General features: G+C 58.1%; 24 protein-coding genes. 6 read left to right on the top strand and 18 right to left on the bottom strand.

Going from position 1 to position 25,055, the window contains the following annotated elements:
• Positions 1–19 precede the first annotated feature (19 nt).
• From GNG26_RS19195 to GNG26_RS19145, 11 genes are all read right to left on the bottom strand, one after another.
• On the bottom strand, positions 20–385 hold the full coding sequence (locus GNG26_RS19195) for a DUF805 domain-containing protein (RefSeq protein ID WP_103824895.1): 366 nt from the start codon (positions 383–385) through the stop codon (positions 20–22).
• A 107-nt stretch (positions 386–492) separates the two neighbouring features.
• Entirely contained in the window at positions 493–1,479 is a 987-nt protein-coding gene (locus GNG26_RS19190; RefSeq protein ID WP_156239817.1) for a glutathione S-transferase family protein, read from the bottom strand.
• Positions 1,480–1,544: 65 nt separating this feature from the next.
• The gene (locus GNG26_RS19185) at positions 1,545–1,937 is read right to left on the bottom strand and encodes a DoxX family protein (protein WP_168194671.1); all 393 of its coding nucleotides are present in this window, start codon (positions 1,935–1,937) and stop codon (positions 1,545–1,547) included.
• A 225-nt stretch (positions 1,938–2,162) separates the two neighbouring features.
• Positions 2,163–2,477 carry a YqjK-like family protein gene (locus tag GNG26_RS19180; RefSeq protein WP_156239815.1) on the bottom strand — a complete coding sequence of 105 codons (315 nt, stop codon included), beginning with the start codon at positions 2,475–2,477 and terminating at the stop codon, positions 2,163–2,165.
• Entirely contained in the window at positions 2,474–2,872 is a 399-nt protein-coding gene (locus GNG26_RS19175) for a phage holin family protein (RefSeq protein WP_103177130.1), read from the bottom strand. The genes GNG26_RS19180 and GNG26_RS19175 overlap by 4 nt, the downstream gene beginning before the upstream one ends.
• A gap of 2 nt (positions 2,873–2,874) precedes the next feature.
• A complete protein-coding gene (locus tag GNG26_RS19170; protein ID WP_103177129.1) occupies positions 2,875–3,180 on the bottom strand; it encodes a YqjD family protein in 306 nt (101 codons plus the stop codon).
• 29 nt (positions 3,181–3,209) lie between these two features.
• A complete protein-coding gene (locus GNG26_RS19165) occupies positions 3,210–3,578 on the bottom strand; it encodes a DUF1090 domain-containing protein (protein WP_103824891.1) in 369 nt (122 codons plus the stop codon).
• A 154-nt stretch (positions 3,579–3,732) separates the two neighbouring features.
• Entirely contained in the window at positions 3,733–4,116 is a 384-nt protein-coding gene (gene mzrA / locus GNG26_RS19160; protein ID WP_156239814.1) for an EnvZ/OmpR regulon moderator MzrA, read from the bottom strand.
• A gap of 4 nt (positions 4,117–4,120) precedes the next feature.
• Positions 4,121–4,783, bottom strand: coding sequence for a DedA family general envelope maintenance protein YqjA (yqjA, locus tag GNG26_RS19155; RefSeq protein WP_059307126.1), 663 nt, complete (start codon positions 4,781–4,783; stop codon positions 4,121–4,123).
• Between the two features lie 346 nt (positions 4,784–5,129).
• Positions 5,130–5,906, bottom strand: a complete 777-nt coding sequence (exuR, locus tag GNG26_RS19150; RefSeq protein WP_103824890.1) for a transcriptional regulator ExuR — start codon at positions 5,904–5,906, stop codon at positions 5,130–5,132.
• 177 nt (positions 5,907–6,083) lie between these two features.
• Positions 6,084–7,382: an MFS transporter gene (locus tag GNG26_RS19145; protein ID WP_103824889.1), complete on the bottom strand. Its 1,299-nt coding sequence runs from the start codon at positions 7,380–7,382 to the stop codon at positions 6,084–6,086.
• Positions 7,383–7,853: 471 nt separating this feature from the next.
• Between GNG26_RS19145 and uxaC the strand changes: the two genes are divergently transcribed.
• A complete protein-coding gene (gene uxaC, locus GNG26_RS19140) occupies positions 7,854–9,266 on the top strand; it encodes a glucuronate isomerase (protein WP_103824888.1) in 1,413 nt (470 codons plus the stop codon).
• Between the two features lie 17 nt (positions 9,267–9,283).
• Positions 9,284–10,771: a UxaA family hydrolase gene (locus GNG26_RS19135; RefSeq protein WP_103824887.1), complete on the top strand. Its 1,488-nt coding sequence runs from the start codon at positions 9,284–9,286 to the stop codon at positions 10,769–10,771.
• An 86-nt stretch (positions 10,772–10,857) separates the two neighbouring features.
• Here GNG26_RS19135 and sstT read toward each other — a convergent pair whose 3' ends face one another.
• From sstT to GNG26_RS19115, 4 genes are all read right to left on the bottom strand, one after another.
• Positions 10,858–12,099 carry a serine/threonine transporter SstT gene (sstT, locus tag GNG26_RS19130; RefSeq protein WP_156239813.1) on the bottom strand — a complete coding sequence of 414 codons (1,242 nt, stop codon included), beginning with the start codon at positions 12,097–12,099 and terminating at the stop codon, positions 10,858–10,860.
• Between the two features lie 297 nt (positions 12,100–12,396).
• Positions 12,397–13,365 (bottom strand): TerC family protein, encoded by a 969-nt coding sequence (locus tag GNG26_RS19125; RefSeq protein ID WP_156239812.1) that lies wholly within the window; start codon positions 13,363–13,365, stop codon positions 12,397–12,399.
• Positions 13,366–13,637: 272 nt separating this feature from the next.
• Positions 13,638–14,636 carry a Gfo/Idh/MocA family protein gene (locus GNG26_RS19120; RefSeq protein ID WP_103177119.1) on the bottom strand — a complete coding sequence of 333 codons (999 nt, stop codon included), beginning with the start codon at positions 14,634–14,636 and terminating at the stop codon, positions 13,638–13,640.
• 70 nt (positions 14,637–14,706) lie between these two features.
• Positions 14,707–15,210 (bottom strand): YgjP-like metallopeptidase domain-containing protein, encoded by a 504-nt coding sequence (locus GNG26_RS19115; RefSeq protein ID WP_103824884.1) that lies wholly within the window; start codon positions 15,208–15,210, stop codon positions 14,707–14,709.
• Between the two features lie 85 nt (positions 15,211–15,295).
• On the opposite strand from GNG26_RS19115, the gene rlmG reads away from it, so the two are divergent.
• Positions 15,296–16,432, top strand: coding sequence for a 23S rRNA (guanine(1835)-N(2))-methyltransferase RlmG (gene rlmG, locus GNG26_RS19110; RefSeq protein ID WP_156239811.1), 1,137 nt, complete (start codon positions 15,296–15,298; stop codon positions 16,430–16,432).
• A gap of 124 nt (positions 16,433–16,556) precedes the next feature.
• Here the strand turns inward: rlmG and GNG26_RS19105 are convergent, their stop codons facing one another.
• The 3 genes from GNG26_RS19105 to lsrR all read right to left on the bottom strand — a co-directional run bounded on the left by GNG26_RS19105 (position 16,557) and on the right by lsrR (position 21,347).
• The gene (locus GNG26_RS19105) at positions 16,557–18,578 is read right to left on the bottom strand and encodes an NADPH-dependent 2,4-dienoyl-CoA reductase (protein WP_156239810.1); all 2,022 of its coding nucleotides are present in this window, start codon (positions 18,576–18,578) and stop codon (positions 16,557–16,559) included.
• Positions 18,579–18,762: 184 nt separating this feature from the next.
• Positions 18,763–20,343: an autoinducer-2 kinase gene (lsrK, locus tag GNG26_RS19100; RefSeq protein WP_156239809.1), complete on the bottom strand. Its 1,581-nt coding sequence runs from the start codon at positions 20,341–20,343 to the stop codon at positions 18,763–18,765.
• Positions 20,344–20,375: 32 nt separating this feature from the next.
• Complete coding sequence (gene lsrR, locus GNG26_RS19095; RefSeq protein WP_156239808.1) at positions 20,376–21,347, bottom strand: transcriptional regulator LsrR; 972 nt, start codon at positions 21,345–21,347, stop codon at positions 20,376–20,378.
• Between the two features lie 214 nt (positions 21,348–21,561).
• On the opposite strand from lsrR, the gene lsrA reads away from it, so the two are divergent.
• Genes lsrA through lsrD form a run of 3 tightly spaced genes read left to right on the top strand, consistent with a single transcriptional unit; the run spans position 21,562 to position 25,055 of the window.
• A complete protein-coding gene (gene lsrA / locus GNG26_RS19090; protein ID WP_156239807.1) occupies positions 21,562–23,049 on the top strand; it encodes an autoinducer 2 ABC transporter ATP-binding protein LsrA in 1,488 nt (495 codons plus the stop codon).
• Positions 23,046–24,077: an autoinducer 2 ABC transporter permease LsrC gene (gene lsrC, locus GNG26_RS19085; protein WP_103824878.1), complete on the top strand. Its 1,032-nt coding sequence runs from the start codon at positions 23,046–23,048 to the stop codon at positions 24,075–24,077. Before lsrA ends, lsrC begins: the two co-directional genes overlap by 4 nt.
• Positions 24,078–25,055 (top strand): autoinducer 2 ABC transporter permease LsrD, encoded by a 978-nt coding sequence (gene lsrD, locus GNG26_RS19080; RefSeq protein ID WP_114316611.1) that lies wholly within the window; start codon positions 24,078–24,080, stop codon positions 25,053–25,055. It abuts the gene before it with no gap.

Here is a 25,055-nt window from a genome sequence, read left to right as displayed (position 1 = left end):
AGCGCCGCCGGGCAATGCCTCAGCGGTTTAGCAACGGATCCGGCCCAAACCGGTTTTCACCTTCCGTTCCGCGCTGGCAGTTGAAGATCAGAATAATGATCCAGCCGAGCACCGGGATCAGCACCAGCAGCAGCCACCACGCCGAACGATCGGTATCATGCAGCCGACGAAAGAGCACGGCCCACGATGGCAGAAGTACCAGCAAGCCATACACGGTGGTGATAATGCCTTCGCCGCCAGCCCGCTCCCAGCCCAGCATTTTGTCGATCAGCCCCAGCACACAAACCAGAATGAAGTTCACCAGAGTAAACATCCAGAACTCTTTGCGGCGGGCGCGCCCTTTAAACCCGATATAATTTCGCAGTACTTTCAGATACCAGTCCATTTCTTGTGGCCTCCGCAGCAATTAATCACTTGTTTTTTAAGCGATCCACTAAAGCATAGACGGGAATAAAAGGGGGGTAAAGGGCGCCAGAAAAGCGCCCCTGAGGTTTAGCCGAAGCGGACGTCGCGCCCGTGCGGTTCAGTCAGATCCTGCCACGGGCCAATGGAGATAATGCCCGTCGGATTAATGGTTTTATGGCTGCGATAGTAATGGTTACGGATATGGTCAAAATCGACCGTCTCCGCAATCCCCGGCATCTGATAGATGTCGCGCAGGAAACCGTACAGGTTGAGGTAATCGCTGATCCGGTGTTTGTCGCACTTGAAGTGGGTCACGTAAACCGGGTCAAAGCGCACCAGTGTGGTCCACAGACGGATGTCGGCTTCGGTCAACTGGTCGCCGGTGAGATAGCGGTGCTGGCCGAGGATCTGCTCCAGTCGCTCCAGCGAGGCAAAAACATTGGTCACGGCTTCGTCGTAGGCTTCCTGGCTGGTGGCAAACCCGGCCTTATAGACGCCGTTGTTCACGTTGTCGTAAATCCAGCTATTCAGGTCATCAATTTTATCGCGCAGCGCGGGCGGATAAAAATCGCCTGCCCGGGCGCCGTGGGCATCAAACGCGGTGTTAAACATGCGGATGATCTCGGCTGACTCATTGCTGACGATGGTCTGATTTTTCTTGTCCCACAGTACCGGAACGGTAACGCGGCCGGTGTAGTGCGGATCGGCGCGCAGGTAGAGCTGGTAGAGAAAATCGTGGTGATAGAGTGAATCGCCATTGGCCGCCGGGAAATCATCGCCGAAAGTCCAGCCGTTCTCCAGCATCAGCGGATGCACCACCGAGACGGGGATCAGCGATTCCAGCCCCTTCAGGGCGCGGACGATCAGGGTGCGATGCGCCCACGGGCAGGCCAGAGAAACATAGAGGTGGTAACGATCTTTCTCCGCCGCAAAGCCGCCTTCGCCGCTTGGGCCAGGCGCGCCGTCGGCGGTGAGCCAGTTACGGAAGGCCGAAACAGAACGTTTGAAACGTCCCCCGGTTGATTTGGTGTCATACCAGGTATCCTGCCAGACGCCGTCTACAAGTTGTCCCATCTTTTCCTCCTTAGATAGCAAAAGCGAGGAGAAATCTCCTCGCTTTTTGATTCAGTATAGCGTGCTTACCACTTCTTATTCAGGACGCGGTCGATGCTGTATGCACCCGGGCCGGTGATAGCCAGCAGCAGGTAACCGCCTGCGATAGTCAGGTTTTTCATGAACATCAGAGAGTTCACCCCTTCCGCAAAGTTGCTGTGGAACAGGAACGCGGTCAGCAGGGTGAAGCCTGCGGTGAACAGTGCGGTAGTCCGGGTCAGGAAACCGAACAGAATGGCCAGGCCCCCCCCCAGTTCAAGCAGAATGGTCAGCGGCAGCAGGAACCCCGGAACGCCCATCGCTTCCATATACTGTTGCGTGCCGGCGTAACCCCCGATTTTGCTCCAGCCTGCGGTAATAAACAGGATTGGCATCAGAACGCGCGCTACCAGTACACCAACATCTTCTAATTTTTTCATCTTACTCTCCAGGGAACCACTTGGGCTGTAAATACTATTTATTGTGCAAAATCGGGCGGATGCCGCGGTCTCGCTGTCGATGGAGAGAATCATAAACGGGGCGAATGGGGATTGTTAGCAAGGAAAACTGTCAATCTTCTTCAAAGATATTGAGTAATGTGAAGGGAGGGAAAGGATAAAAGTAAAGCGCCAGGAGGCGCTTTACAGGGTGAGGCAGGGTAGACGTCAGCGGGTTTCTTGTTTGCGGAGCTGCTGCTGGGTAAGGGTGGTTTTAATCATCTTCCACGCGCTCCAGATGCCCAGACCGCGGCGCGCCCAGCGGATCAGCATATTCGGATGACGCACGGCCCTCACCGCCAGAAGGCTGCTCCCTATCAGCGCCCACGCCCGCAGGTTCAGAAACATATTCCACCCGCGGTCATAGCTGTGCGTGGCTTCCAGCCAGTCGCGGCTGCCAGCCGACAGATCCAGCCGTTGCTGCTGGATCTGGCTCAGCAAAAATGCCTTTTCTCGCTCACGTTCCGCTCGGCTTCTGCTCACTTTTTATCATCCTCCAGCAGTGACCGGTCGTTGGCGAGTTCCTTACGGGTATGATGTAGCAGGGTCGACTGGCGCACTTTGCGCATCGTCCATATTCCCCCTATCAGAGCAGCAAGCAGCAGCACCACGGTGGTGCCAATCATCACATTAAGACGATACTGCGGATCGACTGCCCAGATAATCAATACCATCAGGCTCATCAGGCCAAAGGCGGCGAAGAGCATGGTCAACCCCAGCATCAGTAGCAGCTGGAAGAGATTCGCTTTCTCTTCTTCCAGTTCGACCACTGCCAGCCGGATACGCGTCTCTGCGATGCCGACGAGAGTAGTCAAAATCCGCTGTCCGATACCGAGAACGTTTTTTGCGGGCCCTTGTGGTTGACGTGAATCTTCCATAATTAACGTCGCGTAAGCAGCATGCCGATGACAACACCAACCGCAGCACCGATACCTACGCCGGCCCACGGATTCTCACGCACATACTCATCAGCGCGCGCGGCGGCCTCACGGGTCTGTTTCGCCAGTGCATCGCTGGTTTCGCCCAGACGATAGCGGCTTTCGTGCAGGGCCTGCTCCGCTTTATTACGCAGTTTGCTCAGCTCTTCTTTCGACTTATTGCCAGAGGAGCTCAGTACCTCTTCCAGGGTATCCGCCAGGGACTTCAGTTCAGCGCGTAAATGGTCTGACGTGGTATCTTTTGACATGATTCTCTCCTGTTACGATGTCCGTTAAATCAGTAATCGCGAGACTCCAGCGCTTTCAGTTCGTTCTGCGCTTCTTGCAGTTTCTGCTCACGTTTGGCAACTTTGTCTGCATCGCCTTTCTCCTTTGCCTCCGCCAGATCCCGGCGGCGTTCAGCAATTTCTTCTTTCTGTTCGGCAATCTTGCGCTGGTGATCGGCGCGCAACTTGTCGTCGGAACAGTTCGCTTTCACTTCGCTCAGCGCTTTATTCAATCCGTTGATTCTGCTCTGATTGTTATGCTTTTCAGCGTAACTGATCTCGCGTTGAATATCCTGTTCCTTCTCCTGACAAAGAGACGAAGCGAACGAAGCTGTGCTCAAAGAAAAAAGGGCGAGGCCCAGGGCGATGCGGTAATTCATTGTTGAAACCTTCCATTGTTTTCGACGTAACCTGCGGAAATGTCGAATTCCAGAGTTGTGCGGAGTACGTGTGAGAGGTGCTCCGCGTACTTAAGCATAGTAAGTAAACGGGGATATCACCAAAGTAAGTGAAAAGATTCAGATTAGTGGAAATTTAGCCTAACAGACGTGATGTATCACGCAGACGGGTCAGCCAGACCACCGCCTGATTGTCTTTATCCTGTTGAGCAATGATATAGCCATGCGGCAGGCTGCGATCGAGCACCTTCTTCGCGGCAGCGCTCTGTACGCTGGAGTCGAAGGTGATCAGCAGCACATCTTTCTGCGGGGTAATACTTTTGAACTGAATGCCGTTGGCATCCAGGTGATGCCAGATGGAGAAACCATCCGGCATGCTGACGCCCTGATTGACCGCGCGGATCGCCAGCGTCGATTCCTGTTTTTGCAGCGCCGCCCAGGCCAGCAGCAGGGCGCTGAACATCACCAGCGCGACCATGGCGTAAGAGAGACGGCGCATTGACGCGTTAGGATTGGCCATGTTGTTAGCCCTGACTTCCATGTTTTTTCTTCCAGAGAACCACCAGCGAACCAATCAGCCCGAACACCAGCAGCACGACCGGCAGCAGCATCAGGCAGGACATCAGCTGATCTTCATATTTCAGGAACACCGGCGTTTTGCCGAGCAGATAACCCAGCGTAGTAAGGATCAGCACCCACAGCAAGCCACTCATCCAGTTAAAGAACTGAAAGCGCGTGCTGCTGAGGCCAGAAAGACCGGCAATGGTTGGCAGCAGGGTGCGGACAAAGGCGATAAAGCGGCCCACCAGCAGCGCGGAAAGCCCGTGCTTGTGGAACAGGTGATGCGCCCGCTGATGATAGTGCGCTGGCAGGTGCGATAGCCAGTTTTGCACAATACGCGTATTGCCAAGCCATCGCCCCTGGATATAGCTCAACCAGCAGCCGAGGCTGGCGGCAATGGTCAGCAGCAGGACGGTTTGCGGAAATTGCATTGCCCCTTTTGCGCACAGCACACCCACCAGCACCAGCAGACTATCGCCTGGCAGGAAAGCGGCAGGAAGCAGACCGTTTTCAAGAAACAGAATCATAAACAGGACAAAATAGAGCATGCCAATCATGGACGGATTGGCCAGCGTTTCGAAATCCTGAGCCCATAAGGCATTAAGTAGTTGGGTCAAAAGTTCCATTCAGTGTTCCTGGAAAGCGGTTAACGACGCACCTGTCAACCGGGTCAAACAGCACGGCGACATTTTTTATAATTTCATTATGGTCGCTCGCGGACACAGTGTGTGGCCAAACTGTTCCCTGTTAAATGGCTAAGTAAGCAAGCACTAACTAACTAAACGGCAAATTGCATCTAATTGTAACAAACGCCAATGGGATCCGTCACAGTATTTACATGTACCGCAGATAGATTTTGTCTTAACCCAGGGAGGAGACGCGAGGCTATTTACAAAGGCTGACACTATATATGTTTACTTACCCACCTTGGCCGGAAGGCGCAGCGAAGCGCCTGCCGATGCGTGAAGAAAACTATTTTGCGTGACTTACTGCGCTATCGAGGTGAACCACCGGATTCTCAGCAAAAAGATAGCGGTCAGCGTTAAATTCGAAGTCGTCACTGGTTTCATTGAACAACATCTGTTTGGTGTTTTCGAGATGCTGCCACATGGCTACTTTTGCCGCATGCGGGTCTTTACGAATCAGCGCCTTAAGGATTTGGTCATGATCGTCACACCAGTTATCCACGGTGCGGGAATCGATGTGATCGTGCAGTTTTTTCCAGTACGGGTTATGAACGCGCTGAGTCCACATTTTTTCGACGATTGCCGCAAGCGCGGTGTTTTGCGTCGCCAGCGCCACCTGAACATGAAACTGCAGGTCCCACTCGGAGTCGCGGAAGCATTTCTCTTTACGCGCGTTGTCCTGGATCTCCATCAACTTCATGATGTCCTGCTTGGTCACCTGCGTCGCCGCAAACTCGGCGATATTACTCTCAATAAGCTGACGAGCCTGGAGCAGCTCAAAGGGACCGTAATTGGCAAATTCCAGATTTTCTTCCGGGGCCGGGGAGTGTTTTGGTTGGCTGGAGATAACATGAATGCCGGAACCTTTACGCACTTCAACATAGCCTTCCACTTCCAGCATGATGATGGCTTCACGAACCACGGTGCGGCTTACGCTCTTCTCATCAGCGATAAAACGCTCGGCAGGTAATTTGTCGCCTACCAGATAAACGCCTTGCTCGATGCGCGATTTCAGTTCGGCAGCAAGTTGCTGATAAAGACGACGGGGTTCGTTGATTTCCATATGCGCTCCAGGCAGGGTATGGCTAATGATTTGTTATACCACTTTTACCCCTTTCTCTCCAGATTTGACCCGCAAAAAAGCCGCTCGGGAGCGGCTTTTATATACCAGGTCGCGCTTCGCTTACGCGCCCTGGCGGTTTAGTAGGCCGGGTAAGCGAGGCGTCACCCGGCAATAAATCTAGCTCTGAGTCGCGGGCCTTCCAACGGACTCTTGCAACAGCTCCTCTGCGGACTTGCTTTTCAGCACCGTCCAGATAAGCACCGCCCCCAGCAGGTCGAAGACAGCCAGTACTGCGAACAGTGGGCTAAAGCCGATGGTGTCAGCCAGCGCACCGACCACCAGGGCGAACAGGGTACTGGCGGTCCAGGCTGCCATCCCGGTCAGGCCGTTAGCGGTCGCCACTTCATTACGACCGAAGACGTCAGAAGAGAGGGTGATCAGCGCACCAGAGAGAGACTGGTGAGCAAAGCCCCCGACGCACAGCAGCGCAATCGCGACATACGGGCTGGTGAACAGACCAATCATCCCTGGGCCAATCATCAGCAAGGCACCCATGGTCACAACCATCTTACGGGAGACAATCAGGTTCACGCCGAACCAGCGCTGGAACAGCGGTGGCAGGTAACCCCCGACGATACAGCCCAGGTCTGCGAACAGCATTGGCATCCAGGCGAACATGGCGATCTCTTTCAGGTTAAAGCCGTAAACTTTAAACATGAACAGTGGGATCCAGGCGTTGAACGTCCCCCATGCAGGCTCAGCCAGGAAGCGCGGCAGGGCGATACCCCAGAACTGACGGGTACCCAGAATCTGCAGAACAGACATCTTCTTGCCGTTATTGGTCTGGTGCTGGGACTCCTGGCCACCGATGATGTAGTCGCGTTCTTCATCAGAGAGCTTCTTCTGATCGCGCGGGTGTTTGTAGAAGATTAGCCAGGACATCGCCCAGGCGAAGCTCAGCACGCCGGAGAGAATAAACGCCAGCTGCCAGCTGTGCATCACGATAGCCCACACCACCAGCGGCGGAGCAATCATCGCGCCGATAGAGGAACCCACGTTGAAGTAGCCCACCGCGATGGAACGCTCTTTCGCCGGGAACCACTCGGACGCCGCTTTCAGACCTGCAGGGATCATCGCCGCTTCCGCAGCACCTACCGCGCCACGAGCCAGCGCCAGACCACCCCAGCTGCCTGCCAGCGCGGTTGCGCCGCAGAAGATGGCCCAGGTGACGGCGAATACGGCATAGCCAACTTTCGTACCCAGAATATCCAGCACGTAGCCTGCTACCGGCTGCATGATGGTATAAGCCGCGGAATAGGCCGCGATAATATAGGAGTATTGTTGCGTGGAGATATGCAACTCTTCCATTAGCGTTGGCGCAGCCGCCGCTATGGTATTACGCGTCAGGTAGCCCAGCACGGTGCCGAGCGTCACCAGTGCGATCATGTACCAACGTAACCCTTTAATTTTACGCATGTAAAACCTCATCGTTATGTTATTGCCGCACCGGAGTACGGGCATCTCTATGCATTGCGTGAGATGTTTTCAACGGGAGGGCGTAACCGGGAATGCTCCCGGTACGGCCCGAACCTTGCCATAAGTAACGTGCATAATTCGGTATCCTTACCGCTGAGTCCGACGCCTGTGGCACCGGTAATGCATTCCGTCGGCTTATAATTTGCGACGGCAGAACGATAACTTGTCATACAACTTTAAAAGGTGAGTGACATCACAAATGTGTCAATAATTGTAAGGGTAATGTCGAGGCTGCGTCAGGCCAGAGCTGGCGCGGTGTTGAGCGGTGTTTACTCCTTTGGGCGTAGATTATTTGTCGACGTTTATTGATCTAACTCACGAAAAAATCATCGGCCTCTGGAAATTGGTGTGATAACTTTGCAGCATCTGAACATTGCTGTTTTCTGACGTGCCCGTTAAGAGGATGACGACATGACTCCGTTTATGACTGAAGATTTTCTGTTAGATACCGAATTTGCCCGCCGCCTGTACCATGATTACGCGAAAGACCAGCCGATTTTCGACTACCACTGCCACCTTCCGCCGCAGCAGGTTGCCGAAGATTACCGTTTTAAAAACCTGTATGACATCTGGCTGAAAGGCGACCACTACAAGTGGCGCGCCATGCGTACCAACGGGGTGGCTGAACGCCTCTGTACCGGCGATGCGTCTGACCGTGAAAAATTCGATGCCTGGGCCGCGACCGTGCCGCACACCATTGGTAACCCGCTCTACCACTGGACCCATCTGGAGCTGCGCCGTCCGTTCGGGATCACCGGCAAGCTGCTCTCTCCGTCTACCGCGGATGAGATCTGGAACGAATGTAATGAGCTGCTGGCCCAGGATAAATTCTCTGCCCGCGGCATCATGAAGCAGATGAACGTGAAGATGGTCGGTACCACCGACGATCCGATTGACTCTTTGGAGCATCACGCCGTTGTCGCGAAAGACAGCTCGTTTGACGTCAAAGTGCTGCCAAGCTGGCGCCCGGATAAAGCCTTCAACATTGAGCAGGCGACCTTTGCCGACTACATGGCGAAGCTGAGTGAAGTCTCTGATACCGAGATCCGCCGTTTCGGCGATCTGCAGACCGCGCTGGCGAAGCGTCTGGATCACTTCGCGGCTCACGGCTGTAAAGTGTCTGACCATGCGTTGGACGTGGTGCTGTTTGCTGAGGCGAACGAAGCCGAGCTGGACAGCATCCTGGCGCGCCGCCTGGCGGGTGAAACCCTGAGCGAGCATGAAGTGGCGCAGTTCAAAACCGCAGTGCTGGTCTGGCTGGCGGCAGAATATGCCCGTCGCGGCTGGGTGCAGCAGTACCACATTGGCGCGCTGCGCAACAACAACCTGCGTCAGTTCAAGCTGCTGGGCGCCGATGTCGGTTTCGACTCCATCAACGACCGTCCGCTGGCGGAAGAGCTCTCCAAACTGCTGAGCAAACAGAACGAAGAGAATCTGCTGCCAAAAACCATCCTCTACTGCCTGAACCCACGCGATAACGAAGTGCTGGGCACCATGATCGGTAACTTCCAGGGCGAAGGGATGCCGGGCAAAATGCAGTTCGGTTCCGGCTGGTGGTTCAACGACCAGAAAGATGGCATGGAGCGTCAAATGACCCAGCTGGCGCAGCTTGGTCTGCTGAGCCGCTTTGTTGGCATGCTGACCGACAGCCGCAGCTTCCTTTCTTATACTCGCCATGAATATTTCCGCCGCATTCTGTGCCAGATGATTGGCCGCTGGGTCACCGCGGGCGAAGCGCCTGCCGATATCCAGCTGCTGGGCGAAATGGTGAGAAACATCTGCTTTAACAATGCGCGCGACTACTTCGCTATTGAACTGAACTAAGGCCGTCTGAGGTTGATATGCAATACATCAAAATCCATTCGCTGGATAACGTTGCGGTCGCGCTGGCCGACCTGAGCGAAGGCCTGGAAGTGACGTTTGACAACCAGACCGTCACCCTGCGCCAGGATCTGGCGCGCGGGCACAAGTTTGCCCTGCAGCCGATTGCCAAAGGGGAGAACGTTATCAAATACGGTCTGCCTATCGGCCATGCCCTGGCGGATATCGCGGCGGGTGAATTTATTCACTCCCACAATACGCGCACCAATCTGAGCGATCTGGATGAGTACAGCTATCAACCTGAGTTGCTGGCTGAGAGCCGCCAGGCGGCAGATCGTGACGTTCAGATCTACCGCCGCGCCAGCGGTGAGGTGGGGATCCGCAATGAACTGTGGATCCTGCCCACCGTCGGCTGCGTCAACGGCATCGCCCGTCAGATCCAGAGCCGCTTTCTGAAAGAGACTAACCAGGCGGAAGGCACCGACGGCGTCTTCCTGTTCAGCCATACCTACGGCTGTTCCCAGTTGGGTGACGACCACATCAACACCCGCACCATGCTGCAAAACATGGTCCGCCACCCGAACGCCGGGGCGGTGCTGGTGATTGGCCTCGGTTGTGAAAACAACCAGGTAGATGCCTTCCGTGAAACGCTGGGGGATTTCGACCCTGCCCGCGTTCACTTTATGGTGTGCCAGCATCAGGAAGATGAGGTGGAAGCCGGTCTGGAGCATCTGCATGAGCTGTATGAGGCGATGCGCCATGATAAGCGTGAGCCAGGCAAGCTGAGCGAGCTGAAGTTTGGTCTGGAGTGCGGCGGCTCGGATGGGCTGTCCGGCATTACCGCTAACCCGATGCTGGGTCAGTTCTCTGATTATGTCATCAGCAACGGCGGCACCACCGTGCTGACCGAAGTGCCGGAGATGTTCGGTGCCGAGCGCATTTTGATGAGCCACTGCCGCGATGAAGCGACGTTTGAAAAGACCGTCACCATGGTCAACGACTTCAAGCAGTACTTTATCGCCCACAACCAGCCGATTTACGAGAACCCATCCCCGGGCAACAAGGCGGGCGGGATCACCACGCTGGAAGAGAAATCCCTCGGCTGTACCCAGAAAGCGGGTGCCAGCCAGGTGGTGGACGTCCTGCGCTACGGCGAGCGGTTGAGCACGCCAGGTCTGAACCTGCTAAGCGCGCCGGGTAACGATGCCGTTGCTACCAGCGCCCTGGCGGGTGCTGGCTGCCATATGGTGCTGTTCAGCACCGGCCGCGGCACCCCGTACGGCGGTTTTGTGCCAACGGTGAAAATTGCCACCAACAGCGAGCTGGCGGCGAAGAAAAAGCACTGGATCGATTTCGATGCCGGTCAGCTGATCCACGGCAAAGCGATGCCGCAGTTGTTAACGGAATTCGTGGATGTGATTGTGGATATCGCCAATGGCAAACAGGCCTGCAACGAGAAAAACGACTTCCGCGAGCTGGCGATCTTCAAGAGTGGTGTGACGCTATAGGTGTGGTGTCGGGTGGCGCTAACGCTTACCCGACCTACGAACCAAAATCAGGCCCGGTAAGGCGTAGCCGCCACCGGGCTTTTTTATTAACTACGTAAAGCGTTCTTAGCCAGACGCGCATCTTCAGCCTGACACGCCGCGGCGGTGAACAGCACGTCGGTGGAGGAGTTCAGCGCGGTTTCGCAGGAGTCCTGCAGCACGCCAATGATAAAGCCCACTGCCACAACCTGCATCGCCACTTCATTTGGAATACCGAACATGTTACAGGCCAGCGGGATCAGCAGCAGAGAACCGCCCGCCACGCCCGATGCACCACAGGCGCACAGCGATGCCACGACGCTCAGCAGCAGCGCGGTCGGCAGATCCACCGGGACACCCAGAGTATGCACCGCCGCTAAGGTCAGCACGGTGATGGTGATCGCCGCACCTGCCATGTTCACCGTCGCACCCAGCGGAATAGAGACAGAGTAAGTGTCACGATCCAGGTTCAGCTTCTCGGCCAGCGCCATGTTCACCGGAATGTTTGCCGCAGAGCTGCGGGTGAAGAAGGCATAAACGCCGCTCTCACGCAGGCACATCAGCACCAGTGGGTACGGGTTACGGCGGATCTGCCAGAATACCAGCAGCGGGTTAATCACCAGTGCCACCAGCAGCATACAGCCAATCAGCACCAGCAGCAGTTGCGCGTAGCCCCACAGAGTATCAAACCCGGTGGTCGCCAGCGTGGAGGAGACCAGGCCGAAGATACCGATCGGCGCAAAGCGGATCACCACTTTCACCATAAAGGTCACCGCGTTGGACATATCGTTAACCAGGTTTTTGGTGGTCTCGTTACCGTGGCGCAGGGCAAAGCCCAGACCAATGGCCCACACCAGAATGCCGATGTAGTTAGCATTCAGCAGTGCGTCGATCGGGTTAGAGACCATGCTCATCAGCAGGCCGCGAAGCACTTCCACGATGCCCGATGGCGGAGTGATATCACCCGCCGCAGAGGTGAGGTGCAGCGTGGACGGGAAGAGGAAGCTAAAGACCACTGCTGTCAGCGCGGCAGAGAAAGTACCCAGCAGATAAAGGAACAGAATCGGGCGAATGTTGGTTTTCTGGCCATGCTGGTGGTTGGCAATAGAGGCCATAACCAGCATCAGCACCAGTACCGGTGCGACGGCTTTTAACGCGCCAACGAAAAGCGTGCCGAGCAGGCCGGTAGCAATGGCCGCCGGTTTGGAAACCAGTGCCAGTAAAATACCCAGCACCAGGCCTACCAGTATTTGTTTAACAAGGCTGCCCTGCGTCAGACGCGCGAGCAGACCAGAAGATTGTGTGGTCATAGGAAATTCCTTCAGTGAAATTGCGTTCCGTCCCGGAGATGCTCTCAGGCACTTATATTCCGGTTAGAGGTGTGTGTTTGTCAGGATGAGTATATTGAATGCGTGAAGTCTGGGAAGAGCAAAATGCTGGAATTTACGTACTGCGTCATGTTTTTTAACTGTCTTGTTACATTTTTGCCGGGTAGCGCGTTTTACTCCGCTGCGTGTTGTCATGCCGGGTGGCGCTGCGCTTACCCGACCTACAAAACCGTAGGCCCGGCAAGCGTCGCGCCGCCGGGCACCAGACCGCACAATCCCTTACTGGATCTGCCGCTTCTTATCGTTCTGGTGGTTCACCCAGGCGTTGATAAGCAGGGTCACAACCAGGATGCCAAACACCACGCCCAGCGAGATAGCGATTGGGATGTGATAGAAATCGACAATCAACATCTTAATGCCGATAAACACCAGGATCACCGACAGACCATACTTCAGCATTGAGAAGCGCTCCGCCACGCCCGCCAGCAGGAAGTACATCGCACGCAGGCCGAGGATCGCAAACAGGTTTGAGGTCAGCACGATGAACGGGTCAGTGGTCACCGCGAAGATCGCCGGAATACTGTCGACCGCGAAAATCACATCGCTCAGCTCCACCATGATCAGCACCAGCAGCAGCGGCGTGGCAAACAGCAGGCCGTTTTTACGCACGAAGAAGTGCTCGCTTTCGATGGTGTCGGTCATACGCATATGACCACGCAGCCAGCGTACCAGCGGCTTCTCGCCAATACCGGTTTCATCTTCCTTCGCCAGCGCCATCTTCACGCCGGTAAAGAGCAGGAAGGCGCCGAAAATGTACAGCAGCCATTCGAACTGGGTAATGAGCCAGCTACCGGCGAAGATCATGATGGTACGCAACACGATCGCGCCCAGCACGCCATACACCAGCACCCGACGCTGCAAGGCTGCAGGCACCGCGAAATAGCTGAACAGCATCAGCCAGACGAAGACGTTATCCACCGCCAGGGCTTTTTCAATCAGATAGCCGGTGAGGAACGCCAGCGCCTGGGGATCGGCCACCGCGCGGCCTTGCGTAATGGAGAGATACCACCAGAAGGCGGCACAGAAGAGCAGGGAGAGCGTGACCCACACCAGCGACCAGGCGGCCGCCTGCTTCATGGTCATGCCATGCGCGCCGCGCCGACCCTGCAAAAAGAGATCGATCGCCAGCATGATGACCACAACGATGGCGAATCCTCCCCACATCAGCGGAGTACCGACAGTATTCATACAATTTTCCTTCCACAAAAAAAAACGGCTAACGTCAGAAGACGATAGCCGTTGCGTTTTTTGTGCATAGACCTCGCCTTCCGGCAAGGTCTCACTTACAACAAGAAAGGAATACGCTCACGTATTCCTTTTTCGTTGCCCGGCGACCGGATGCGGTATTACACGCATCGTAATGACGATCCACCGACCAGGAAGTTACTCCCCTTTGCAGGTAACAAAATATGTCAGGCCACTGGTTTCGTCAATGGCCTGCACGAATTCATTACACAGCTTTACGCGGTAACTTCTGCGTTAAGGCCGTCAGCCGGGAAAACCACCCCTGTCTGGCGACGGATCTCGGTTTGCAGCTTCGCCGTGGTACGGCTCACCGCAAGGCCCGGATGGTTAACTTCCTGGGTTTCGACCAGACGCGCGAACACCTCTGCCTCATACAGCATAGTGTTGATATGCTGAGGCTGCGTCAGTTCCTGAGGCTTGCCGCCGCGCGGGACGTAGCTCAGCTTCTGACACTCAGAGATCTTCTCGATCACCAGCGCGCCGTTCTCGCCCTGGATCTCGCTTGGCAGCACCGAGTCACTCACTTTGGAGTGCTGCAGCGTCACGCTGAAATCGCCATAATCCAGCACCACCAGGCCGTGGGCATCCACGCCGCTTTCCAGCAGGCTGGCGGTCGCCTGCACCCGGTGCGGCTCGCCCCACAGCGCCACCGCTGAGGCCAGGCAGTAGAAACCGATATCCATAATCGAGCCGTTGGAGAACTGCGGATTAAAGGTGTTCGGATTCTCGCCGTCCAGGTAGCGCTGGTAGCGCGACGAGTACTGGCAGTAGTTGATAAAGGCTTTGCGGATGCGGCCCACTTTCGACAGCGACTGCTGCAGCAGCAGGAAATTCGGCAGGCTGGCGGTTTTGAAGGCTTCGAACAGCACCACCTGATTTTCCCTTGCAAGGGCAATGGCGGCTTCAACCTCATCGATATTTGAGGCCAGCGGCTTCTCGCAAATCACATGTTTTTTATGGCTGAGGAACAGCTTCGTCTGCGGGAAGTGCAGAGAGTTGGGGCTGGCAATATAAACCGCGTCAATCGCATCGCTTTGCGCCATCTCCTCCAGCGAGGTAAAGAGATGTTCGACGAGGTAGTCGTTCGCAAAGGTCTGGGCCTGTTCAAGGCTGCGGGAATAAACTGCGGTAAGTTTATATTTGCCGGTCTCATGGGCGGCATCGACGAACTGACGGGTGATCCAGTTCGTCCCAATGACTGCGAAACGTATCATAAACGTTTACGTACTCCGTAGCAGGGAACCTTTAGCCACTGTAGCACGTCATCATGACAAATCGCGTGCGCTAAACCGCATTACTCTTTAACGATAGATGCGTCAGCCACAGCCGGGTATCAAACTCCAGCTGGTGGTACTGCGGCTCCATGTGGCAGCAGAGGGAATAGAACGCTTTATCGTGTTCTTTCTCTTTCAGGTGCGCCAGCTCATGCACCACGATCATGCGCAGGAACGCCTCCGGCGCGTTGCGAAACACGGTCGCCACGCGGATTTCGGCTTTGGCCTTCAGCTTGCCGCCCTGCACGCGGGAGATGGCGGTATGCAGACCCAGCGCGTTCTTCAGGACATGGATCTTGTTGTCGTACATCACCTTATTGATCGGCGGGGCGCTCTTCAGGTAACGGCTTTTGAGATCCTGCGTATACTGCCAGAGGGCTTTATCGGTGGCGACATCGTGGGTGCCGGGATAGCGTTTTTCCAGCACCGCGCCCAGCTTCTGCTCGGCGATCAGGCTGCGAACCTGAGAAAGTAAATGCTCCGGGTAGCCCTGGAGATAAGGAAGTTGGTTCATCAAAAGCCCACATCAGTGTGAAAACGGGTATACTCACGCACCCTTTTCAGGGATAACGCCGAAATTTTACCACTCAGGAGGGCCGATGAGCCACTTAGACAACGGTTTCCGTTCACTCGACTTAAAACGTTTTCCGGAAACGGACGACGTTAACCCACTGCAGGCGTGGGAAGCGGCGGATGACTATCTGCTGCAACAGTTGGATGAGACCGAAATCAGCGGCCCGGTTCTGATCCTGAATGATGCTTTCGGCGCCCTGGCTTGCGCCCTGGCCGAACACACTCCTTACAGCATCGGTGATTCGTACATAAGCGAGCTGGCGACGCGGGAAAACCTGCGTCACAACGACATCGACGAAGGCAGCGTAAAATTCCTCGACAGCACGGCGGATTACCCGCAGGCCCCGGGCGTGGTGCTGATCAAAGTGCCTAAAACGATGGCGTTGCTGGAGCAGCAGCTGCGCGCGCTGCGCAAGGTGGTGACGCCAGAGACGCGCATTATCGCCGGTGCCAAAGCGCGTGATATCCATACCTCTACGCTGGAACTGTTCGAGAAAGTGCTGGGGCCAACCACCACTACGCTTGCCTGGAAAAAAGCGCGCCTCATCAACTGTACTTTCACGGCACCAGACCTGGCCGACGCGCCAGAAACCCTGAGCTGGAAGCTGGAAGGCACCGACTGGACCATCCACAACCACGCCAACGTCTTCTCCCGCACCGGGCTGGATATCGGGGCGCGTTTCTTTATCGAGCATCTGCCGGAAAATCTGGAAGGCGAAATTGTCGATCTGGGCTGCGGTAACGGAGTGATCGGCCTGACGTTGCTGGCGAAGAACCCGGAGGCCAGCGTGGTCTTCAGCGACGAATCGCCAATGGCGGTGGCCTCCAGCCGTCTCAACGTGGAGACCAACATGCCGGAGGCGCTGGATCGCTGCGAGTTTATGATCAACAACGCGCTCTCGGGCGTGGAGCCGTTCCGCTTCAACGCCGTGTTCTGCAACCCGCCGTTCCATCAGAAGCACGCCCTGACCGATAACGTCGCCTGGGAGATGTTCCACCACGCGCGCCGCTGCCTGAAAATCAACGGGGAGCTGTACATCGTCGCCAACCGCCACCTGGACTACTTCCACAAGCTGAAGAAGATCTTCGGTAACTGCACCACCATTGCGACAAACAACAAGTTCGTGGTGCTGAAAGCGGTGAAATTAGGCCGCCGTCGTTAAGATTGTTTTGCCCGGTGGCGCTGCGCTTACCGGGCCTACAACTTACCGGGCCTACAAATTACCGCTTACACAACGATACCGAACCCGTAGGCCGGTGCAAGCGTAGCGCCGCCCGGCAATGCCGTTAGATCTCCAGAGCCAGCTTCGTCCCCTGGGCAATCGCCCGCCGGGCATCCAGCTCCATCGCTACATCGCACCCGCCAATCAGATGCACCGTTCTGCCCGCCTCGCGCAGCGGCTCGGCCAGATCGCGCTTCGGCTCCTGACCGGCACACAAAATCACATGATCGACGGGCAGCAGCTGCGGTTCACCGCCGATCAGCACATGCAGCCCTTCGTCGTCGATCTTCTGATAACTCACCGCCGGGATCATCTTCACGCCGCGGGCGAGGAGGGTGGCGCGATGGATCCAGCCGGTGGTTTTCCCCAGCCCTTCGCCAGGTTTGCTGGCCTTGCGTTGCAGCATCACAATCTGGCGCGGGCTTTTTGGCAACTGTGGCCCTTCCGGACGCAAGCCCCCCACCTGATTCAGGCTGGTGTCGATGCCCCATTCTGCGCAGAATTCCGTGATATTCTGGCTGGTGGCCTCGCCCGTCTGGCTCAGATACATGGCGGTATCAAAGCCGATCCCGCCGCAACCGATAATCGCCACCCGATCGCCCACCGGTGCTTTGTCGCGCAGCACCTCGAGGTAGCTCAGCACTTTCGGATGATCGATGCCCTCGATCGCAGGCAGACGCGGGGCGATCCCGCTGGCGAGGATCGTCTCGTCAAAGTCGGCGAGATCGTCCGCGGTTACCCACTGATTGAGCCGCAGATCCACGCCGGTAACCTCGATCATCCGGCGGTAGTAGCGCAGCGTCTCGTAGAACTCCTCTTTGCCGGGGATCTGTTTGGCGATATTAAACTGGCCGCCAATCTCAGCGGCGGCATCAAACAGCGTGACGCTGTGCCCGCGCGAGGCAGCATTCACCGCAAACGCCAGCCCCGCCGGGCCTGCGCCCACCACCGCCAGCCGCTTTTTGTTGATGGCCGGAACGATGGGCATGCGGGTTTCGTGACAGGCGCGCGGGTTCACCAGGCAGGAGGTGACTTTGCCGACGAAGATCTGATCCAGGCAGGCCTGGTTGCAGCCGATACAGGTGTTGATCTCATCTGCACGGCCGCTTTGCGCTTTGGAGAGGATCTCCGCATCGGCGAGGAAGGGCCGCGCCATCGACACCATATCGGCATCGCCATTCGCCAGCAGATCGTCTGCGACTTGCGGATCGTTAATGCGGTTGGTGGTCACCAGCGGGATCGACACCTTGCCTTTCAGCTTGCGGGTCACCCAGCTAAACGCCGCGCGCGGCACCGGGGTGGCGATGGTCGGAATGCGTGCTTCGTGCCAGCCGATCCCGGTGTTGATGATGGTTGCGCCCGCCGCCTCTATGGCCTGCGCCAGCCGGACGGTTTCCTCGAAGGTGCCGCCGCCCTCCACCAGATCGAGCATCGACAGGCGGAAGATAATAATAAAGTCGCTTCCGGCGCGCTCGCGCACGGCGCGCACCACCTCCACGGCAAAGCGCATCCGGCGGGCATAGTCGCCGCCCCATTCGTCCTCGCGCTGGTTGGTGCGTGCGGCGAGAAATTCGTTAATCAGATAGCCTTCAGAGCCCATCACCTCCACGCCGTCGTAACCCGCCTCCCGCGCCAGCGCCGCGCAGCGGGCGAAGTCATCGATCAGGGTCAGGATCTCGTCATGGGTGAGGGCATGCGGCTTAAAGCGGTTGATCGGAGCCTGGATCGCCGACGGGGCCACCGGGTTTGGCTGATAGCTGTAGCGCCCGGTATGCAGAATTTGCAGAGCGATTTTACCGCCTTCCTGGTGGACGGCATCGGTCACGATCCGGTGATGGGGTAGCTGTGCCGCATCGTTCAGCACCGCGCCGCCCTCCATCGCCACCCCGGATGGCGCAGGGGCCACACCGCCGGTGACGATGAGCGCCACGCCATGACGGGCACGCTCGGCATAGAACGCGGCCAGCCGCTCAGCACCGTCCGGCCGCTCTTCCAGCCCGGTATGCATTGAGCCCATTAACACGCGGTTTTTCAGGGTGGTGAAGCCCAGATCGAGGGGGGCGAATAGCGACGGGTAGCGGCTCATAGTCTCTTCCAGTGTAAAATTATTGTTATGTGGTCGGATGAGTTACTAATTTAGCCAGCGGCAGAAGAAAGGTAAAAGCGGGATCGAATGATTGTGATAGATCTCAAAGAACTTCCCCGGTGGCGCTGTGCTTACCGGGGCTACAAAACCGTAGGCCGGATAAGCGCAGCGCCATCCGGCGTTTTTACGGCGCCGTTGCGCGCACCAGCCCCGGTGCCTGCCACATCGACGTGGTCAGCCCGCTGTCCACCAGCCCGAGCTGGTCGGCATAGACCGCCTGCCACTTCTGCATCATGCCGTCGTACAGCTCCCGGTGCGCCGGATTGGGGGTGAACTCCCGGCTCCATTTCACCAGCGACTCACCCGTGGCAGCCATATCACCATACAGCCCGGCGCCGCTCCCGGCGGCGATGGCGCAGCCGAGCGCGGTGGCTTCTTTCACCTCCGGCACCCGCACCGGCAGGCCGGTAACGTCGCTTAAGATCTGGCTCCACAGCGCTCCTTTCGCGCCGCCGCCAGCAAACACCAGGCTGTCAAAGGTGACGCCGGAGAACTGCGAAATCTGCGCCAGGTTACAGGCGGAGACAATCGCCGCATTCTCCTCCAGGGCGCGGAACAGGGTAGCCTTATTGCATTTTTCGGGGTCGATGGAGAGGTTAATAAACGACGGCGCAGCGTGATACCACTGCTTAAAGTGCATGGCGTCGGAGAAGATCGGCATCACCCCGTGAGAGCCCGCCGGTACCCGGCTGGCCATCTCCTCCATCAGGGCGTAGGTGTCCATCCCCATGCGTTCGGCGATCAGCTTCTCTTCGGCGCAGAAGGCGTCGCGGAACCAGCGCATGGTCAGCCCGGTGAAGAAGCTGATCGACTCCGCCTGGGCCATACCCGGAATGACGTGCGGGTTCACGCGGATGTTCATCTGCGGATCGGTACGTACCTGTGGCAGGTTGACTACCTGCTGCCAGAAGGTGCCGCCCAGTACTGCGGTTTGCCCGGCGCGGACCACCCCCAGTCCCAGACAGCCCAACTGCACATCGCCGCCGCCCATCACCACCGGTGTGCCTTCCCGCAGGCCCGACTGCTGCGCCGCCTCCCGGGTGACGGCACCCAGCACGCTCCCCGTCTCTTTGACCGGCGAGAGGATATCGGCCCGCAGCCCGGCCATGTCCAGCAGCGCGGGCCGCCAGTCGCGGGAAAAGAGATCTAACATGCCGGTGGTGCCAGCGTTAGACGGGTCAACGGCCAGCTCGCCGGAGAGCTTCGCCGCCAGCCAGTCGCTGATCATGGTAATGGTCGCCGCGTTGCGATAAATATCCGGGCGATGGTGCGCCAGCCACAGCAGGCGCGGCATGGCGCTCAGGGCCAGCGTCTGGCCGGAGACGTCATACACTTCGGATTCAAAGCGGTAATCGTGGATCTCTTTGAGTTCGGCCACTTCGCGGCTGGCGCGGGCATCGACGTTGGCGCAGGCCCAGATGGCGTCGCCGTTGCGGTCGTAGAGGACAATCCCCTCACGCATTGAGCAGCAGGCGACGGACTGGATATCCGCCGCGCTCAGGTGCGCCCGCTCCAGCGCCTGGTGAATACACTGGCAGGCCAGCCGCCAGTTGGTGTCGAGGTCGAACTCCATCGAGCCGGGGACGTTCTCCACGCTCAGGTGTTTCCATTCGGCCTGGCCGACGGCTATCTGGTTGCCCTGGAGATCAAACACCACGGCGCGAACGCTGCCTGTCCCTGCATCTAACGCTAAAAGGTAACTCATGAGCTTGCCTCGTGTCAGGCGCAGGGCGACTCTTATCCGGCCAGAGCCAGCACCGCGCGGGCTGTCGTCTCTTCCGTCACCAGGCCATTGATACGGCGACCCTTCAGTGCGGCATAAATCGCATCGGCTTTCTCTTCTCCTCCGGCGACGCCAACGATGGTGGGCAACTGCGCCAGTTCATCGAGGGTGACGCCCAGTAATTCACGGTGGATCTCCAGATCCGATACCCGCTCTCCCTCGGCATTGAGGAAATAGCCCAGGATGTCGCCCACCGCCCCTTTGCGGGCAAACATCAGCTGTTCCCCTTCGCTGATGTAGCCGGAACGCAAGATGGTGGCATCCCGGCGCTGGTTCACTGAGCCAATGCCGACCACCGCCACATCGGCGGCGGTGGCGGCGAGGATCACATCCCGCACGCTGGATTCCCGCTTCAGGATCCCGGCCACCTCCGCCGATGAGACCCGCAGCGGGGCGGGGATCATGCTGATACTGCATTCGGCATCCAGCTGGCCAATGCCGGTCATATAGGGCCCGACGCCGCCGGAGAGGGTCACCAGCCGCACCTGCTGGGAGCTGATAAAGCCGCTTAAGTGCTGAATGCAGCTCATGGTGGTTTCACCAAATCCCACCGCCAGCAGTTGCCCCGGCTCCAGCACGCCCATTAACGACTGCGCGGCGCCAATCCCTAAGCGCACGCTCATCGCCGGGGTATTCAGAGCGGGCAGGACACGCACCAGCTTCAGGCCGAAACGCTGCTGGAGCTCGGTCTCCAGTGCCAGACACCCTTCGTAGCGGGAGTTGATCTGCACGCGGATCACCCCCGACTGTCGGCCCTTTTCCAGCAGTCGCGAAATCTTGAGCCGCGGTAAGCCCAGCCGCTCGCCAATATCGTTCTGCGTCAGGCCGTCGTGGTAGTAGCACCACGCCACGCGCGCCACCAGTTCCTCTTCCGTCAGTGCCAGTCCGGCAAATCGTCCCTCTTCGGCAACGCGTTTCTCAGCCATATTTGAACTCTTATCAAAATTTAGATCATATGTTCGCTTTGCCGCAGCTTGAATCTGTGAGCCACACGGCAAAACGGATATTCCGGAATGTTTCAGCATTATCGGGATCATATCCATAAAACTGTGATCCCTGCACGGTTGTAAATATAGTTCACCGTCTACGCTTTTGAACATTATTAATTTCAAAAATCATTTGTTCAATAGCGGAGCGATAATGAGAGCACTGATTGAGGCGCGCGGGATCCAGAAGCAGTTCTCCGGCGTTCCAGTATTGAAAAACATTGATTTCACTCTGCTTGCCGGCCAGGTACACGCCCTGATGGGGGGCAACGGCGCCGGGAAATCGACCCTGATGAAGATTGTTGCCGGGGTCGAAACGCCCGACCGCGGTGAACTTTCTATTGAGGGCCAGCCTTTTGCTCGCCTCAAACCGGGCCAGGCCCACCAGCTCGGCATCTATCTTGTACCCCAGGAGCCGATGTTGTTTCCGAACCTCAGCGTGCGGGAAAACATTCTCTTTCGCCTGCCGCGCGGGCAGGCCACCGCCCAGCGCCTTGGGGATAAGCTGGAGCAGCTCCAGTGCCAGCTCAATTTAGAGGCCGCCGCCAGCACCCTGGAGGTGGCGGATCAGCAGATGGTGGAGATCCTGCGCGGGCTGATGCGCGAAGCGAAGATCCTCATCCTTGATGAACCCACCGCCTCGCTGACGCCGGGCGAAACGGAGCGCCTGTTCCGCCAGATCCGCGCGCTTCAGGAAACGGGCGTCGGTATCGTCTTTATCTCTCACAAGCTGCTCGAAATTCGTCAGCTCGCCAGCCATGTCTCGGTGATGCGCGACGGGGCAATCGTGCTGAGCGGCGAAACCGCGCAGTTTGACGATAACGCGCTCATCGCCGCCATGACCCCGGTCAGCCGCGAGCAGGGCCTGAGCGACACGCAAAAGCTGTGGCTGGCGCTGCCGGGCAATCGCCGCACCCAGGCGCAGGATTTTCCGGTGCTGCGGGTGGAGACGCTTACCGGGGAGGGCTTTATCGATCTCAGTCTGGAGATCTACGCCGGGGAGATCGTCGGCCTGGCGGGATTAGTAGGCTCCGGGCGCACCGAATTTGCTGAAACGCTCTACGGCCTGCGTCCGTCGCGGGGCGGGAGGATCTGGCTCGAAAACCAGCAGATCGACCGCGATCCGGTCAGCGCCCGGCTGGAGAAAGGGCTGGTCTATCTCCCGGAAGACCGGCAGGTCTCCGGCCTGTTCCTTGATGCGCCGGTACGCTGGAATACGGTGGCGCTGAACGAACCTTCCCTCTGGCAGCAGCGCAAACGCGAGGCGGCGGTGGTGGAGCGCTATCACCGGGCGCTGGGGATCAAACTCAACGGCCCGGATCAGACCGTGCGCACCCTGTCGGGAGGCAATCAGCAGAAGGTGCTGCTGGCCCGCTGCCTGGAGGCCAATCCGCTGCTGCTGATTGTTGATGAGCCGACCCGCGGCGTGGACGTCTCCGCCCGGGCCGATATCTATGGGCTTCTCAAAAGCGTGGCGGCGCAAAACGTGGCGGTGCTGATGATCTCCAGCGACATGGATGAGTTTCCCGGCCTGGCGGATCGGGTGCTGGTGATGCACCAGGGGGTACTCAGCGGGGAACTGCCGCGCCACGCCGTCAGCCTCGATCGCATGATGTCCCTGGCCTTCGGAGGGCAGGCATGAAAACACTCCTGAAAAACCGCGAGCTCAGCGCTCTGCTGGCGATCCTCGCCCTGTTTGTGGTGCTGGTGGCCCTGAATCCGGCCTATCTCAGTTTGCAGACTCTGGGGATGATCTTCGCCAGTTCGCAAATCCTGATCCTGCTGGCCCTCGGCGCCGGGCTGGTGATGCTGACCCGCAATATTGATGTGTCGGTCGGCTCGATTGTCGGGCTCTGCGCCATCGCCGTGGGGGTGGCGCTGAACAACGGCTACGGCCTGCCGGTGGCAATCCTCTTTGCGCTGGCGATCGGGGCGCTGGCGGGGGCCTTCAACGGCCTGCTGGTGGTGGGGCTGCGCATTCCGGCGATTGTCGCCACCCTCGGCACGCTGGGGCTATGGCGCGGGGTGATGCTGCTCTGGACCGGCGGGAAGTGGATTGAAGGGCTGCCGGTGAGCCTGAAATCCCTGTCAGAGCCGGTGGCGCTTGGGGTATCGCCCCTGGGGATCGTAGTGCTGATTATCGCCGCTCTCGGGACCTGGACGCTGTCGCGCACCGCCTTTGGCCGGGATTTTTACGCCGTGGGGGATAACCTCGCCGCCGCCCGCCAGCTCGGGGTGGCGGTCAACCGCACCCGGATGGCGGCCTTCACGATTAACGGCGTACTGGCCGCCTGCGCCGGGATCGTCTTTGCCGCGCAGATCGGTTTTGTCCCTAACCAGACCGGCAGCGGGCTGGAGATGAAAGCCATCGCCGCCTGCGTGCTCGGCGGCATCTCCCTGCTCGGCGGCACCGGAACCTTAATTGGCGCCCTGCTGGGGGCCTTCTTCCTGACTCAGATCGACACCGTGCTGGTGCTGTTCCGCCTCCCGGCCTGGTGGAACGACTTTATCGCTGGCCTGGTCCTGCTGGGGGTACTGGTACTGGACGGACGGCTGCGCCAGGCGCTGGCGCGTCATCAGCGGGCCCTGAAGTACAGCCGTTTTCAGCCGGGCAACAAAGGGGGGAAGCACGTCACCCCGTTTCGCAAACGCAACAAAGAGGTGGCGTAGATGAAGCTTAACTGGGAGTGGGCGCTGCTGCTGTTACTGGTGCTGGAGATCCTGCTGTTTGGCACCCTTAACCCGCGGATGCTCGACATCAATATGCTGCTGTTCAGCACCAGCGATTTTATCTGCATCGGCATTGTGGCGCTGCCGCTGACGCTGGTGATCATCAGCGGCGGGATAGACATCTCCCTCGGCTCGACCATCGGCCTGTGCGCCATCGCCCTGGGGGTGATGATGCAGTCTGGCGTGCCGATGGCGGCGGCGATCCCGCTCACCCTGCTGCTCGGGCTGCTGTGTGGTCTGTTCAACGCTTTGCTTATCCACTACACCGGCATCAGCCCGCTGGTGATCACCCTCGGCACGCTCTACCTCTACGGCGGCGGAGCGCTGCTGCTCTCGGGTATGGCCGGGGCGACCGGCTACGAAGGCATTGGCGGCTTCCCGGAGAGCTTTACCGCTTTTGCCAATCTCACGGTTATCGGGCTGCCTATCCCGCTGGTGCTGTTCGCGATCATCACCTTTCTCTTCTGGCTGATTACCCATCGCGGGCGCTTTGGCCGCCATCTGTTTCTGATTGGGCAGAATCCGCGCGCGGCGCGCTATGCGGCGCTGTCGGTTAACGGCATGCCCTACGCGCTCTATGGCCTGGTGGGGGTGGCGTCGGCGATTGCCGCCCTGGTGATGGTCTCCTATTTCGGCTCAGCGCGTTCTGATTTAGGGCGCGACCTGCTGATGCCCGCGCTCACCGCCGCGGTGCTGGGCGGGGCGAATATCTATGGTGGTTCAGGTTCGGTACTGGGTACTGCGCTGGCGGCATTGCTGGTGGGGTATCTGCAACAGGGGTTACAGATGGTCGGCATCCCCAACCAGGTGTCGAGCGCGCTGTCAGGGGCGCTGTTGGTTGTGGTGGTGATGGGACGTTCACTGAGTCTGCACCGTGAGTGGGTGCGATCTCTCTTCACAAAACTACCCGGAGCGTAA

Origin of the sequence: Leclercia sp. J807, from assembly GCF_009734465.1 — a bacterium.
Taxonomy (GTDB): domain Bacteria; phylum Pseudomonadota; class Gammaproteobacteria; order Enterobacterales; family Enterobacteriaceae; genus Enterobacter.
The sequence above is the reverse complement of the archived record's forward strand: the minus strand, read 5'-3'. Positions and strand labels throughout refer to the sequence as shown.

Excerpts from the sequence above, each read along its gene's own strand:
- GNG26_RS19135 (WP_103824887.1), top strand. The coding sequence starts at position 9,284 with ATGCAATACATCAAAATCCATTCGCTGGATAACGTTGCGGTCGCGCTG.
- GNG26_RS19185 (WP_168194671.1), bottom strand. The coding sequence starts at position 1,937 with ATGAAAAAATTAGAAGATGTTGGTGTACTGGTAGCGCGCGTTCTGATG.
- GNG26_RS19165 (WP_103824891.1), bottom strand. The coding sequence starts at position 3,578 with ATGAATTACCGCATCGCCCTGGGCCTCGCCCTTTTTTCTTTGAGCACA.
- yqjA (WP_059307126.1), bottom strand. The coding sequence starts at position 4,783 with ATGGAACTTTTGACCCAACTACTTAATGCCTTATGGGCTCAGGATTTC.
- GNG26_RS19125 (WP_156239812.1), bottom strand. The coding sequence starts at position 13,365 with ATGAATACTGTCGGTACTCCGCTGATGTGGGGAGGATTCGCCATCGTT.
- lsrD (WP_114316611.1), top strand. The coding sequence starts at position 24,078 with ATGAAGCTTAACTGGGAGTGGGCGCTGCTGCTGTTACTGGTGCTGGAG.
- GNG26_RS19170 (WP_103177129.1), bottom strand. The coding sequence starts at position 3,180 with ATGTCAAAAGATACCACGTCAGACCATTTACGCGCTGAACTGAAGTCC.
- rlmG (WP_156239811.1), top strand. The coding sequence starts at position 15,296 with ATGAGCCACTTAGACAACGGTTTCCGTTCACTCGACTTAAAACGTTTT.
- uxaC (WP_103824888.1), top strand. The coding sequence starts at position 7,854 with ATGACTCCGTTTATGACTGAAGATTTTCTGTTAGATACCGAATTTGCC.
- lsrA (WP_156239807.1), top strand. The coding sequence starts at position 21,562 with ATGAGAGCACTGATTGAGGCGCGCGGGATCCAGAAGCAGTTCTCCGGC.
- sstT (WP_156239813.1), bottom strand. The coding sequence starts at position 12,099 with ATGACCACACAATCTTCTGGTCTGCTCGCGCGTCTGACGCAGGGCAGC.
- lsrR (WP_156239808.1), bottom strand. The coding sequence starts at position 21,347 with ATGGCTGAGAAACGCGTTGCCGAAGAGGGACGATTTGCCGGACTGGCA.
- GNG26_RS19195 (WP_103824895.1), bottom strand. The coding sequence starts at position 385 with ATGGACTGGTATCTGAAAGTACTGCGAAATTATATCGGGTTTAAAGGG.
- mzrA (WP_156239814.1), bottom strand. The coding sequence starts at position 4,116 with ATGGCCAATCCTAACGCGTCAATGCGCCGTCTCTCTTACGCCATGGTC.
- GNG26_RS19190 (WP_156239817.1), bottom strand. The coding sequence starts at position 1,479 with ATGGGACAACTTGTAGACGGCGTCTGGCAGGATACCTGGTATGACACC.
- GNG26_RS19115 (WP_103824884.1), bottom strand. The coding sequence starts at position 15,210 with ATGAACCAACTTCCTTATCTCCAGGGCTACCCGGAGCATTTACTTTCT.
- GNG26_RS19145 (WP_103824889.1), bottom strand. The coding sequence starts at position 7,382 with ATGCGTAAAATTAAAGGGTTACGTTGGTACATGATCGCACTGGTGACG.
- lsrC (WP_103824878.1), top strand. The coding sequence starts at position 23,046 with ATGAAAACACTCCTGAAAAACCGCGAGCTCAGCGCTCTGCTGGCGATC.
- GNG26_RS19175 (WP_103177130.1), bottom strand. The coding sequence starts at position 2,872 with ATGGAAGATTCACGTCAACCACAAGGGCCCGCAAAAAACGTTCTCGGT.
- GNG26_RS19105 (WP_156239810.1), bottom strand. The coding sequence starts at position 18,578 with ATGAGCCGCTACCCGTCGCTATTCGCCCCCCTCGATCTGGGCTTCACC.
- lsrK (WP_156239809.1), bottom strand. The coding sequence starts at position 20,343 with ATGAGTTACCTTTTAGCGTTAGATGCAGGGACAGGCAGCGTTCGCGCC.
- exuR (WP_103824890.1), bottom strand. The coding sequence starts at position 5,906 with ATGGAAATCAACGAACCCCGTCGTCTTTATCAGCAACTTGCTGCCGAA.
- GNG26_RS19120 (WP_103177119.1), bottom strand. The coding sequence starts at position 14,636 with ATGATACGTTTCGCAGTCATTGGGACGAACTGGATCACCCGTCAGTTC.